General features: G+C 47.7%; 22 protein-coding genes. 4 read left to right on the forward strand and 18 right to left on the reverse strand.

Translation table 11 applies throughout. The features are described 5' to 3' along the window. Window positions 1-291 precede the first annotated feature (291 nt). From FHW88_RS01965 to FHW88_RS01975, 3 genes are all read left to right on the forward strand, one after another. On the forward strand, window positions 292-1,725 hold the full coding sequence (locus FHW88_RS01965; RefSeq protein ID WP_176622706.1) for an LA2681 family HEPN domain-containing protein: 1,434 nt from the start codon (window positions 292-294) through the stop codon (window positions 1,723-1,725). Between the two features lie 106 nt (window positions 1,726-1,831). After that, the gene (locus FHW88_RS01970) at window positions 1,832-1,972 is read left to right on the forward strand and encodes a hypothetical protein (protein WP_176622708.1); all 141 of its coding nucleotides are present in this window, start codon (window positions 1,832-1,834) and stop codon (window positions 1,970-1,972) included. 39 nt (window positions 1,973-2,011) lie between these two features. After that, window positions 2,012-2,149 (forward strand): hypothetical protein, encoded by a 138-nt coding sequence (locus FHW88_RS01975; RefSeq protein ID WP_176622710.1) that lies wholly within the window; start codon window positions 2,012-2,014, stop codon window positions 2,147-2,149. Window positions 2,150-2,448: 299 nt separating this feature from the next. On the opposite strand, the gene FHW88_RS01980 is transcribed toward FHW88_RS01975, so the two are convergent. Beyond that, on the reverse strand, window positions 2,449-2,703 hold the full coding sequence (locus tag FHW88_RS01980; RefSeq protein ID WP_176622712.1) for a hypothetical protein: 255 nt from the start codon (window positions 2,701-2,703) through the stop codon (window positions 2,449-2,451). Further along, entirely contained in the window at window positions 2,700-3,293 is a 594-nt protein-coding gene (locus FHW88_RS01985) for a UPF0758 domain-containing protein (RefSeq protein ID WP_176622713.1), read from the reverse strand. Before FHW88_RS01985 ends, FHW88_RS01980 begins: the two co-directional genes overlap by 4 nt. Window positions 3,294-3,542: 249 nt before the next feature. On the opposite strand from FHW88_RS01985, the gene FHW88_RS01990 reads away from it, so the two are divergent. Further along, window positions 3,543-3,857, forward strand: a complete 315-nt coding sequence (locus FHW88_RS01990) for a hypothetical protein (protein WP_176622715.1) — start codon at window positions 3,543-3,545, stop codon at window positions 3,855-3,857. Here the strand turns inward: FHW88_RS01990 and FHW88_RS01995 are convergent. The 16 genes from FHW88_RS01995 to FHW88_RS02060 form a co-directional block, all read right to left on the reverse strand. Then, window positions 3,832-4,182, reverse strand: a complete 351-nt coding sequence (locus tag FHW88_RS01995; protein ID WP_176622717.1) for an RNA recognition motif domain-containing protein — start codon at window positions 4,180-4,182, stop codon at window positions 3,832-3,834. The two genes, FHW88_RS01990 and FHW88_RS01995, sit on opposite strands and share 26 nt — an antisense overlap. A 10-nt stretch (window positions 4,183-4,192) precedes the next feature. Further along, on the reverse strand, window positions 4,193-4,531 hold the full coding sequence (locus tag FHW88_RS02000; RefSeq protein ID WP_176622719.1) for a hypothetical protein: 339 nt from the start codon (window positions 4,529-4,531) through the stop codon (window positions 4,193-4,195). After that, on the reverse strand, window positions 4,522-4,827 hold the full coding sequence (locus FHW88_RS02005) for a hypothetical protein (protein WP_176622721.1): 306 nt from the start codon (window positions 4,825-4,827) through the stop codon (window positions 4,522-4,524). The genes FHW88_RS02000 and FHW88_RS02005 overlap by 10 nt, the downstream gene beginning before the upstream one ends. 248 nt (window positions 4,828-5,075) lie before the next feature. Further along, complete coding sequence (locus FHW88_RS02010; protein ID WP_176622723.1) at window positions 5,076-5,255, reverse strand: histone H1; 180 nt, start codon at window positions 5,253-5,255, stop codon at window positions 5,076-5,078. A 77-nt stretch (window positions 5,256-5,332) separates the two neighbouring features. Then, entirely contained in the window at window positions 5,333-6,604 is a 1,272-nt protein-coding gene (locus tag FHW88_RS02015) for a hypothetical protein (RefSeq protein ID WP_255485195.1), read from the reverse strand. A 2-nt stretch (window positions 6,605-6,606) separates the two neighbouring features. Continuing rightward, entirely contained in the window at window positions 6,607-7,665 is a 1,059-nt protein-coding gene (traM, locus tag FHW88_RS02020; protein WP_176622725.1) for a conjugative transposon protein TraM, read from the reverse strand. Window positions 7,666-7,681: 16 nt separating this feature from the next. Then, on the reverse strand, window positions 7,682-7,906 hold the full coding sequence (locus FHW88_RS02025) for a hypothetical protein (RefSeq protein ID WP_176622727.1): 225 nt from the start codon (window positions 7,904-7,906) through the stop codon (window positions 7,682-7,684). Continuing rightward, complete coding sequence (gene traK / locus FHW88_RS02030; RefSeq protein WP_176622729.1) at window positions 7,903-8,526, reverse strand: conjugative transposon protein TraK; 624 nt, start codon at window positions 8,524-8,526, stop codon at window positions 7,903-7,905. The genes FHW88_RS02025 and traK overlap by 4 nt, the downstream gene beginning before the upstream one ends. A 40-nt stretch (window positions 8,527-8,566) precedes the next feature. Beyond that, window positions 8,567-9,625, reverse strand: coding sequence for a conjugative transposon protein TraJ (gene traJ / locus FHW88_RS02035; protein ID WP_317171348.1), 1,059 nt, complete (start codon window positions 9,623-9,625; stop codon window positions 8,567-8,569). Further along, window positions 9,604-9,756: a hypothetical protein gene (locus tag FHW88_RS30290; RefSeq protein ID WP_317171298.1), complete on the reverse strand. Its 153-nt coding sequence runs from the start codon at window positions 9,754-9,756 to the stop codon at window positions 9,604-9,606. Before FHW88_RS30290 ends, traJ begins: the two co-directional genes overlap by 22 nt. Continuing rightward, entirely contained in the window at window positions 9,753-10,424 is a 672-nt protein-coding gene (locus FHW88_RS02040) for a TerB family tellurite resistance protein (RefSeq protein ID WP_176622731.1), read from the reverse strand. Before FHW88_RS02040 ends, FHW88_RS30290 begins: the two co-directional genes overlap by 4 nt. Beyond that, entirely contained in the window at window positions 10,411-10,746 is a 336-nt protein-coding gene (locus tag FHW88_RS02045) for a hypothetical protein (RefSeq protein WP_176622733.1), read from the reverse strand. Before FHW88_RS02045 ends, FHW88_RS02040 begins: the two co-directional genes overlap by 14 nt. Continuing rightward, window positions 10,728-11,066 carry a hypothetical protein gene (locus FHW88_RS02050; protein WP_176622735.1) on the reverse strand — a complete coding sequence of 113 codons (339 nt, stop codon included), beginning with the start codon at window positions 11,064-11,066 and terminating at the stop codon, window positions 10,728-10,730. The genes FHW88_RS02045 and FHW88_RS02050 overlap by 19 nt, the downstream gene beginning before the upstream one ends. Continuing rightward, complete coding sequence (locus FHW88_RS30295; protein WP_317171299.1) at window positions 11,053-11,433, reverse strand: hypothetical protein; 381 nt, start codon at window positions 11,431-11,433, stop codon at window positions 11,053-11,055. The genes FHW88_RS02050 and FHW88_RS30295 overlap by 14 nt, the downstream gene beginning before the upstream one ends. Continuing rightward, entirely contained in the window at window positions 11,430-11,735 is a 306-nt protein-coding gene (locus FHW88_RS30300; protein WP_317171300.1) for a hypothetical protein, read from the reverse strand. Before FHW88_RS30300 ends, FHW88_RS30295 begins: the two co-directional genes overlap by 4 nt. Before the next feature lie 82 nt (window positions 11,736-11,817). Continuing rightward, window positions 11,818-12,192 (reverse strand): hypothetical protein, encoded by a 375-nt coding sequence (locus tag FHW88_RS02060; protein ID WP_176622737.1) that lies wholly within the window; start codon window positions 12,190-12,192, stop codon window positions 11,818-11,820. Between the last annotated feature and the right edge of the window lies 1 nt (window position 12,193).

A 12,193-nucleotide genomic window follows, 5' to 3' on the forward strand; every position in this document is an offset into this window, starting at 1 on the left:
AGGAAAATGTTCAGAAAAATCCTTAAACTTAAACATCTTATGCAATTTATTATCAACTTCCTGCCAGCTCTTCATTACGTTTCTTTTATAGTAGAACCAACTACCGGACAACATGTTTTAGATTAAAATCCGTTGAAAATATGGCTCAATGTTTATGATTTTAGCCAACAAGGAGTATTTTTTAATTCGAGAAGCCTTCAGATTGCTTTGGAAAGAAATAGACCAATTCAATCCAATCCTTCTTTTACAGTTACCCACGAATTAAGTTATTTTTATAATTAAATTTAACCAATGCCCGAAAACCTAAAAATCGCAGAAAATCTGCAAGCCTCCATTTATAGCTTACTTGACGAACGCAACTATGAGGACGCGGAACGCATTTTAAAAGAACAACTTCAATTGCTGGATGCAATGCCAGAGAAAAACCACTACCTCCTTATAGAAGTGGCCGGCAGCTTAATCAGTTTGGGCAGCGAATCAATGAACAAAGCACTGATTGATACAGGCCTGGAAATCCTACTCGGGCAAAAGGAAATGCTTTCTCAATTTGCTACTGTTGCCAGTTTGGATTATTGTATAGGCAATGCTTACAGTGGCCTTTATAAAATCAGTCACAAAGAGCAACCAGGTTTTCCTACGCCGGAACATGTAAAGGAACATTTATTCAATGCAAAATGCTATTTCCTGAAGGCTTTTAAGGCCTTACCAGTCGGCTCGGATGATCTTTTTGCCATTCAGGTAATGAACAACCTGGGACTGGAACTGATTAATAACGGCAGGTACTTAGAAGCTTTGCAATTATTAGATGAGGTACTGACCAGTCGGCCCGATTTTCCTTATGCCATTTCGGCTAAGGCGGATTGCCTGATGGGCATTATTCATACGGCGGAATTTCCGCGTACCACCAACCTGTATTCCCAGCTTTATCAATTATTTATGAAAAGCTCCCATGCAACCATTCCTCTGCTTGCGGGAAGTCAGAGAATACAAAAAGGGTTGGCCTGGGTTACGGCAATACTAACGAGAAACGATTATGATTTTGACGAACATGAGCAGGATATGTCTGAAACCGCAGCTGAATACCGTGAACACTCGGTTTATCGGCAGTTTTGCCTGGATCAATTTCTCAGCCTCTCTGAACATGCGCTCTATTGTAAATGCCTGGGTGCCAAGTTTGACAACCTATTGATCGGTTACGATGGCCTGGTCTCTGCCGACAAAAAGCTAATGCGACTGGAACTGGTATTTAACAATATCAAATCGGAATTTTTTTTGGCGAGGCATTTATATTTTAAAGGTTTGCAGGGTGACACGGATGACACGGTGCAATTCGTAGAATTTCATGATGGCTCGAACTTTAGTTTATCAATTGAGCAAGTCCGTACGGCATTCAGGCTTTGTTTTGGCATCCTGGATAAGATCGCTAAGGCCGTTTGCTATCTGTTTGAGTTGGAAACAGGTGAAAAAGAAAGTGTTTATTTTGAAAGTTTCTGGAATTCAAGGAATATAAAGACCCGTTGGGCTGACCTGAACAAGATCAATAATATCCATTTAACCGCGCTATATAGCATTGCTGCTGACCTTAATACCGTTAATGGAGAGTTGTCTTTTTACAAAACTTACCGGAATCAGTTAGAACATAATGTTATGCTGATCAGGAATGGTTCAGCAGACCGATATGACTTGCACCAGGAAGATGGGAATTTATTTCTCACTATTGAGTAGGACATTTTTGAAACCCATACAAAACGGTTGCTTCAACTCACACGCGCAGCTATATTCAGTTTCGTCTTTGCTGCTCGTCAGGAATTTTTTAAACCAGCAAGAACAGATGATGAACAACAAAAATAAAATCTATCCCTGGCGTATCAAAAAGGGAGCCTATGACTTTATGCGTCCGCGACTTGTTTACCCGGAGCAGGTGGACGGGCGGATGGATGACCAAATCTGCAGGATAACTGTAACGGATTAAACTATCACGCGCAATATCCGTTCGTCTTATCAAAAGGAGTTGGCAAATGATCGTCTATATCAAGTGGAAGTGCTTGGCATTACCGACCGGGAATTCCTGGTTGTTCAAAGCCAGCTGGTCGATCTCAAAGGCGATCTTGTAGTTATTGATGAAGACGGCAAAAGGCTATTTGGTTAAAAATGTTATGACTACATAATGGAGCCGAGGATGGCGGTCAATCTATGACGCTTATAGTGGTAAACATACAGTGGCACCTTGAAATTAAAGGATAGTAAACCGAATGTCGGTGGATACATTGGAATTAGGCAAGAAAAATGTTTGGAAAGGGCAAAGTGATCTTTTATTCATGGGACTTATAAAAAGTATAAATTAATTGAGATTAACATTTGATCATATGCCATGTTTTCATTATATTTAGCACTATAGTTCTTTCAAAATCAATCAATTAATATCAAAATATTCGGTTACCTAATCGGTCACCAGGCAATATTTAAAAAGTATAACTCATTGATAATGTTCTCGATATTGGAGTGGTTCGAGTCCCGTCCATTCTGCACAAAAAGCACAACCGAATACCTGGGACGGATCGTAATGCAGTCCTGTAATGTGCTTACATAATTTTCAATGACGCTGTCCGGCCAATAGCGGATGGGCCACAGGCCATGACCCATCCGGCGCCACGAAATCAGACCATCCCGCAACTGGCTGAAATTACCAGATAGCCTATTCATGCCTTGACCACCTTTAAAAAATGTATCGGCTGCTCCCTGGCCGCCAGCCGTACGGCCAGTTCCATGTCTGCCATGATCATCAATGCGCGCGCATGACCGATACCCCGTATGTCCATCAGGTCGGCCGCTGTCAACGTCGCCAGTTTTTTGAGTTCGCCGCCCGCTTTTTGAAGTACGGTTCTCGCCAGATCAACCGCCGTCACGCCCGGCAAACCTGCGCCGATCACCATCGCCACTAACTCCTCATCCGACATAATCTCCCGGCCACCTGTCAGCATCTTTTCCCTTGGCCGGTCTTCCGGCAACCAGCTTTTGATGCCGCGAACCGCCTGCGGCTCCTTAAATAAACCTCCTTGTTTTTCAATCATGATCTCCCGGTGCGTGGCATGATGAAAAAGGGATGAAATACCTTCCACAAAAGGCGGAATTTCCCTTTGAAAGACCCGCAGACCCGTACGTTCGTTGTGATTGCCGTGATCTATGCAGGCGATGTTTAAATACCGGCTGTGATTGACCGCCAGCCGGTAATCCAGGTAGAAATGACGTTTACCAATGGTGAAGTCTTCCTGTGCAATAATGGGCTTATCCATGATTTTGATCTCCTTTCACCCAAAACTAAAACGCAAAAAAAATTTAACCGGAATGCAATCAACTATAGCCGAACGACGTTCGTTTAAGAAAAGGCTAACCTATTGACCCTATGGAAGAAATAATGGAAAGGCGGTGCCTGGACTGCCATAAACCTTTGCCGCCAGGCCGGACGGATAAGCGTTACTGCGATGATATCTGCCGCGCAAGGGCCACCCGGCAGCGGAATAAGGAACAGGCAGCTGAGAGTTATGAAGACCGGCATAAAGCGGGTGATCCGCGTATTGAAGCGCAATTACAGCTTACTCAAAAAGGCCATCGGCGACCGGGAAGAATGGATCGTCGATCTAGAACCACTTTATTTTAAGGGTTTTGACAGCACGTTTTATACCGCCAGCGAACCCCTGGAAAAAAACCAGGTACGTTATTACTGTTTTGAACTGGGTTGGGAAGATCTGGATGAGGGACGTTTGCTGGTAACGGTCGATCTCAAACGCTTAAAGACTTTTGACCCGGCAGACTTGTCAGGAGAAATCCATTTTAAGCAGGATGATGAGGGGGATTAACGTGATAAGCGCGGCCTTCTCTTTCTGACAGGCTCAGCACCCCGCTGTACTTTTGATAAATCGGTGCCGGTTTAACCGGCGCGTCCTCGCGAATACTCACCATAAGTTCCCGGTCGCCGATCAATTTACCATCCAGGGCATCGACCGCAAGTTCAGCAGCTTCGCGGCTGGCCACTTCAATAAAGGCATAGCCTTTGCCCCTCCTGGTCATTTTGTCCCGTACGAGTTTCAGCGTCAGAATATCCACATAAGGGCCGACCAACTGCGCTATGGCTATTTCATCCGTTGCCAGCGGGAACCCGCCGATAAATAATTTTGTGATCATATTGATAAGATCAGCTCACCCGCATTTGATAGTCTGTAAAAGCGCATATAATCTCACTTTTGTAAGCATCGGTCGAGCCGTTGAGCACAATTAATAACTGTTTATACAAATTGGGATTTTTACCTTGGTGCACCAACTGATTTCTTGCTTTGAAACCAACCGTCGGGATTAACTCAGCTCTAATCACACGGCTGTTCAGTGTTACCGAAGGCGTTTCAAAAATCGGACCTTCGTAGGACATTGTGATTTTCTTTCGGCGTATATCATCAAAAAAACGAAGGGTAACCTTATTCCCTTGTTTAGTGATTTCGTTAATTGAACAACCGTTTAAGTTATGCTTTAGTTCCATAATTTTTCTATGCCTCCTGCATTTTGCGGTAATACTGTTTTTCCATTATGGAAAATTGTTTTTTCAAGATAATCCGGATTTTGCAGCAATATAAACAACTCCCATTCTGTGATCATGTTATTGTCGGCCGCTTCATCATAAGACGGGAATCCGGCAATAGCTTTATCAAGGTCAACGCCACAAATATTATAAAAAAAGTTGCCGTTTTCATTATTAATGCGATGGAACACCGCGCGCAACTGATTTTCTGCAGAAAGATTAGAAGGTACGCCTAATCCAAAATTCAACAGATACATAGAATAAACGTTGTGAGCATTGCAAAACCTATAGTGCCAATCATCGTTTTTGCCGAAAGCAAATACGGGACCTTCTAAAATATCTAACTGCTCGTCTAACGTCAAGGGATTGAATTCGGCTGTTGTTGATTATCAAACAAATATAGTCAGTTAGATTTCGTTTTCGAAGCTAGGAATCTGAAAATAATAAAGCCCTGTCAGTCTGCTGACAGGGCTTTCCCCAATTCGTTAAGCGTGAATGAATTTAATTATTTCGCCGCGTTTTTCTTTTCGGTTACGTCCTTGCGCAGGTCGGTCGCTACGACCTTGATCTGCTGTAAAGCATTGCGTAAACGGGTACCCGCTGCCTTGTTTCCTTTTTCATAAAAGGCAGTACCTTCTTTTTCAGCGGTTTCTACCAGCGCTTTTAATTCTGCGATTTTGTCCATGGTTCTTTAAATTTTAAGTGAATAATCTATTAATAAAATGTCTTTCTTAAATCAGGCGTCAAAGATAAACAAGCGGCTTAAACTGCCAAACCCTGTTCCTGCGCCTTGCTCTGGCCTTTTTCCTTACCTAGTTTCATTTCCTGCTGGTGTTCGGGCTTCAGGAACTGTTCGCGTTTCTCGGGCTTGCCGTCCTCGCGGAAAAAGTTAGCCTGGCTGTAACGCGGTTGCACTTCCATGAACAGCTTCCTTTCTTCGCCGTCCTTGGTAAGCGTGACCAGCGGCCGGTTGCCCTGCTGGATCGAATGGATCAGTTGTTCCCTTTTTTTATCATCGTTCAGTTCCTTAATATTGAACTTCTCCAGCGTTTTTTCCAGGTCAAACCCAAAGGTAGGCACGTGGTATTGCAGCATCTGGAAATTGTGGTAACGGTCTTTCTGACTGTCCATATCCAGCTTATTCCACGCCGCGTAAGGCTCACCCCCCAGCTTCAGCAGGTCATCACGGAATACCGCCCGCCCCTGGATGAGGTTAACCGCGTGCTCCGCCGTAAAGCCTTTGCCGCGCTCGACAAACACCGTTTGGTTGATGCCCGGGTTCTTAAACGTCCGGGCAAAGTCCTTTTCCACATAATTGGTATTGCCGTTCTCCGTGCGGGCCAGGTCAGTCTTGTGCGCCCAATCCTTGCCGGAAGCCAGCACCGCGTTATTCCGCTGGGCCTTAAAGAACTCAATGGCATCCGCTGCCCGCTCAAAGGACCGGATCACCGGCTTACTGTCTTTTTGAATATCCGGGTTGACCACCATATACTTTTCGCCTTCGGCAAGTGGTTTGCCATTGAGCAAACTGACCTCAAACTTGTTGAAGTAATAATTTTCGGACTGACCTGACTGCCGGAAATGCAGCGTCAGATCGACCTGTCCTTTGTTACCCATCACCCGGTCATGCAACTGAAATTCGCTGCCGCCTTTTTCCATCTGCTTTTGCATGTCATCCGCAACCTTCTTCCCAAAACCCAGTTTGGAAAGCTCGTCTTTTAAATTCTCCAGATTGTTATAGTTCATATCTTCTTCTTTAATTAAACCATTTGCTTTTTTGACCGCCTCCAGCAAGCGGTCTGTTTCTATATAATAGGTTGGGTGGTCAGCTTCCATCAGTCCATAGCCCGGCATTCCGACCGCTTGTTCCCAGTGATCCAGCGCATCCCCCAGCCGGTCAAAGAAATTCAGGTCTGTCGGGCGCAGTTCCCGTTCGCTTGGATAACTGGCAAACACCACATAAGTGTAGCCGATGTCCTGCGCATCTTCCAGCATCGCAATGATCTCCCCGGCATAGCTTGTTTCCAGTTGCATGGCTAAGATTTATTAACCCGCAGCAAAACCTGCTGCTCGCCATGCAGCTTCACCCGGATGCGCTGCGCCTTTTTGCCTAGCAGGCTTTTCGCCGCCGAGATACCCGCAGTCGCCGCCTGTGTACCGAGCGAATAATCCGCCGACAGGAACTGCATACTTTCCAGCGCGCCCGCCGTTCCCTGCCCGGCGGCCTCGCTGAGTTCCGCTTCCGGCGCCGGGATACCCGCCAGGCCGTCCAGCGCAAACACGGTGAAATTGACCGGGATAATCGAGCTGCCCAAGCGAACGTTCTTAATTTCCAACAGCAACCGCTGGTTGCTCACGATGCACGAACCGGACAGCGATTGTCCTTTCAATAAAAGCATTGTACCGACACGCACACTATCGGTCAAGCGCAACCTAACCACGCCGCCGGTCAGAACCTTCTGATTGCCGTCGATGACGGCGGGCACGGCTTTGAACGCGCTGTCCGCCGGCACCGCCTGTTTGGTTTTAAGCCTTTCCTGCACCAGCGCCGGATTTTGGATTTCCCTGATCTTGTCCAGCATGGCGCTGAGCTGGCTCATTTGCGGGTCAGGCGCACTGGTTTCCGATTGCTTCTGTTTTAACAACTTTTCAACGCGGCTTAACTGCTCGTCCTGGCTGTTGTCAGGCAAAGCCGTTACCTGCTTCACCGCCTGCGGGGGCTGGCTGATCTGCTGGTTGATGGCCGCCAGTCTTTCCTTGATCTTGACCTCGTTGGCTTCCGCCGAATGAGCCGGTTTGCTTAACTTGGCCGTATCCCAGCCCAAGGCCGCGAAAAACCCGGCTGCGGAATGGGATTGACTGGTCGCGCTATCCTTTTGGGCCCGGTCGTACAGCGTCATCTTGTCCGTCGCACCGTCCTTTTGCAATTGCGCGCCTGGCAGGGACGTGTTAATGCCCTTTTGCTGCGCCGTTACCTCTGCCTTTTCCGTTCCGCGGCCGCCACCCAAGGCATAAAAGCCCAAAGCGGAAAACAGCAGCACGAATACCGGCATGACCAGGAGCATGATCAGTTTTCTTTTTTCTGGTGTTGTCATAAATATTTTTTGATTTTTATAAGTGAATAAATGCTTTGATACATAAGAGCAGACAGCACCCGCCGAACAACAGGCTGAACAGCGCCAGCGCGATCAGCCAGGAAGTACGGTTCCAGTATTGTGTTCTGCGGCTGCACCAATCCGCGACCTTACGTTGTTTCCGTTCGATACCCGAGCGCAACCCAACCAGCCAAACCGCCGGTTGCGCGTCTGCTTTATTGCGTTTTTTTATAAATCTCATGGCTGATTATTTTTAACCTGTTCATCCTGGTTCTTTACCGTTTCCCAACGCTCGATAAGAAAGCCATGCGGGTTATTGTCGCTGCGCGACACATTCCGGGCAAAGCCCTGCGTCACCAGGCTGCGGGTCGTCGTGGACGTACTGCGTACCAGCTTTTCCGTCGCAAAGCAGGTAAAGCCGTAAGGATAACTGTTCATATCCAGCCGGATACTGTCCACCGTGATCTGCTGGCTGATATTGCCCGAGACCAGGTTGTTGTAATAACCGGCCTCTTTCAGGTTATCATAAGCATTCTTCGCGCAGCCGTCGGCCAGGTATAAGGCTTTAGTGACCGCCGCTTGGATCTGCTTTTCATCGGGATCGAGGTTGAAAAAGTCTTCGTGAAAGACCTTGATATGGTCACGTAGCTCCACCGGGATATTATCGCGCCGGTCCTGGGCGATGGCTTCCAAAGCCTTGCCGTTGGCTAATACATAGATGTGGTTACGGAAATCGCCGCTGTAACGGAAACTTTGGTAAACCGCAAAGCAACTGATCCCTACACAGGCCGCGATCAGCAGGTAGCTGAATAATTTGATGTGCTTAAAAGCACTGTCGATATTTTTAAAGTGCCGAAACATAAGCCCCTCCCAACCCTCCCCGGAAGGGAGGGCTTTAATTTTACTTTCCTGATAATTTGTCTTTTTGATGTTCACTGCCGGCATTGCGATAGCCGCTCATAAAGTCGCCCGGCGCATGAATGATATTGGCGCCGCCACGTTCCAGGCGGTCGCCCAAAGCTGTACCAGCCGTTGATGCGGCGCTGATGGTCGTATTGGTGACGCTTTGCGTAATGCGGGTCACATTGTTCAATAAACCGTTGCCGCCATGCGCATGGATCACATAGTTCGCTACGCTCGGTACCGAGAAGTAACCCACGATACCGATGCAGAGAAAGATCAAATACGCTAAATCACTCTGGCTGAAGAAGGTATCGCCGCTGCTTTGGATCTGGTTAATATCCAGTTTGATCATTTCCTGCTGTACCTGCCCGATGATGGCGCCGAAGATATTGGCGATGGGCAACCATAAAAAGATATTGATGTAGCGGGCGATCCATTGGGTGAGCGTATGCTGTAAACCGTCGAACACCGCGAAACCGAAGACCAAAGGGCCTAATATGGCCAGCACGATCAGGTAAAAGGTGCGTATCGCATTGATACAGAGGATCGCCGCCGCATACAACACCTGCAACACTTCGCTCATCCATTGCTTGATATTGTTCTTGAAATTGTAGCTCTGCTTATCCATCCAGAACTTGACGTCGTTGCCCAATGAGGAAAACGTGCCCTCGTTCTGATCATTCGGATCATCCGGATGCGTGTAGGCATACCACTTGCTGCGGTCACCGTTACCATCATCGCCCACATACATTTGGTAAGTCGAACTGTGCTTGATCGCCGCTTCCTTTTGCTTCAGCAATAAAGCGATGCTGTTATCCGAATTGCCGACCATCGCCCCGGTAGCCGAAACAATGGGCTGCATGACACCGTTCATCAGCGCAATAACGGCCGGGAACAACAGGATACACAAACCCAAAGCAAAAGGCCTTAACAGCGGGTAAAAGTCAATGGCCTCAGCCCGGGCGATCTGTTTCCATACCCGTGAAGCGATATACCATAGCGCCGCAAACCCGGCGATACCCCGTCCCGCATCGATCAGGTTGCTGCATAACGGGATCTCTGGTCATAAACTTTGTTCAATACCGGCTGCATCCCTTTGAGGCTACTGGTAATGTCCTGCGCCTGACTTATAAACGGCGAGCACATCAGCAAACCCAGCCCCAATAAACCATATTGATACTTCTTCATGGGTACAATGATTTTAAGTTGTCAATGGATTGCTGTTCCCGCTGTCTTTGCAATAGCAGCACAGTCGTTCGCCGGTTAAAATCCCGCAGGAAGGAAAGCTTATCGCTGCTCGAAGCATAGATGCGGTCAATGGCAGAAAGCCTCTCATCGTCGCTCATTCGCAATTTCGAAACGGTAATGATATTCGCCAGTTCGTTCACATCGTTGAGCGCCGCGCTGGTCAATTGGGCATAGACCCTTGAAAGGTAATCCTGCTCATCCGGGTTAAAACCGCCGCTGCTTTGAAATTGCTTGTAAGCTTTTTTGTACTCGGTCAGTATACTCGCTTCATCCGCTATAATATCTGCCACCCGCGCATATTTGGCTACCTCCGGGTTGACCAGTAAAAGCCCGTCGAGAAACACCGAATGCAGGTTAAAATTACCCTGCGCCAGGTCCTTCACCTGCTGGTAGCCCTGCGTCAGGATCGCATAGCCCTGCTGCATATCGGACAGGATCGCTTTGAACTGTGTGAGCTTTTCAATATCATATAAAAGCTGTTGCATATCTTGCCCTGTAGATACCTGGGCGCTGGCGGGCCGGAAGCCGAAAGCGCAAAGCAAAAAGCATAGCCCCACCCAAACCCTCCCCGGAAGGGAGGGCTTTATTATTTTTTCAATTGATTCCATAAATGCTTTTTAAAGTGTTGAGGTCATTTAATGTATTCGCACGCTGGACCAGGAGCAGTCGTACGCCATTGAAAAATGATTGCGTAAAGCCCAGCCGGTCTTTAACCCGCGCATAAATATTGTCCAGCCGTTTGATGCGCTCGTCATCGCTTAACTGCGCCTTACCGTCGGTCATCACCATTTCCAGTTCGGACAGGTCCTTATCGGTATCATCCAATACCGCCATAGTGACCCGCCGGATGAAGTCCTGCGTTTCCTGATCCAAAGTAGATAAGCCGTTGAGCCGGTCAAAACAACGCGGGATCAGCTGCGCATCAGCCACGATGCTGTCCGCTTTCGGGTCGTTTTAATGGCGGGGTTGACTGTCCGCAACGACCTGTAATAAGCGGAATGCAGGTCAAACTCGCCCTTGACCCAGCTACCGATACCGGCCCAGCGGCTTTTGGCGATCCGGTAACCTTGTTCCACATCCTTGCCGTATTGCTCAAGGGCAGCGATCTGCTGGGTGAGGTATTTGAGCTGTGTTTTCTTTTGCGAAAACCACTCGGCGAAGGTTTGCGCTTGCGCGCAAACAGAACAAAGAATCAAGAGACAAGAGCCGAGACAAGCGATTATGCTACCTTTCAGCTTAATCAATTCCATAATACTTTTTGAGCGTTTGCACTTCGTTCTCACTTTGCGCCCGTTGGATGCTGAGCGTATAGTTCTGGTTATTGAACTGTTTCAGATCACTGCAATTGGTGTCCACCCGGTCGGCTGCCTTATCGATCAGTTCCAGCCTTTTCGCATCAGTCATCTGCGTTTTAAAAGCATTAATGATCACGAAGATCTCATCCAGGTTCTTGACGCTTTCTTCCAGAATGCCGGAATAGACCTTTTGCATATAGTTCAGTTCATCCACAGAGAAGTGCTTATCCGATTTCAACAAGTTCCAGGCATGGTTATACTGGCTGACCAGCGCCGCCTGTTTTTCCGTCATTTCCTTGATGCGGCCATAATAGGCGATCACCGATTTAACGGTTTGCAGCTCTTTGTAATAGCGCCGGTAAACAAGTCCTTTTGCTTTTGGGTCTGCTCGGATATTTCCGCCAGCTTCAATTTGGATAGCTGGTTTTCAACGGCCTTTTGCGCATCCTGCAGCCAGATCGTTTGGTTTTGTAAGCGTTGCACTTCCAGGTCGATGGCCCGGATCACGCGGCCGACGGTCGAGGAAATGACCGAGCCAACGACGAACTGCGCATCGGCACCCTTGGGCAGCGACACCAGCACCGTCATAGAAGACAGCGGCAGGATCACCATATAGGTTTTCATACATTTTAAAATTTTGAACACAATAGCCTCCTTTAGCGCCGCTTAAGGCGGCACCTGAAATGGTTTGTGGTGAATAATTCGGTTAATTAAGTTTGCGGTAAACCGCCTGCTTCAGTAGCAGCACACCCTTATCGGGATCAAAGCGAAACACCCGGCCCGTGGTCGTTTCGTTCAGCCGGTTGGTTTGCGGATCATAGTCGCCTTCCACCTGTTCATGCTTCAACTTCTTCCGTAACAGCTTACCATCGCGGATAGCCCGGTAACCCGTATTGCGTGTAATCAGATAGTGCCGGCCGGCCGTATGGGTGAAGGTCAGCGTATCATCCGCCATAGCATATTCACTTTGCGCATGATTGATATACACACCGTCAATAAAGGCTTGTACTTTGGCGCTTTTGCTCTGGCAAGCCACTATGAAAACTATGCAAAACAGCATGATCTTTAAGTTCACTTTCATG

Source organism: Mucilaginibacter sp. SG538B (genome assembly GCF_013376065.1).
Lineage (GTDB): Bacteria > Bacteroidota > Bacteroidia > Sphingobacteriales > Sphingobacteriaceae > Mucilaginibacter > Mucilaginibacter rubeus.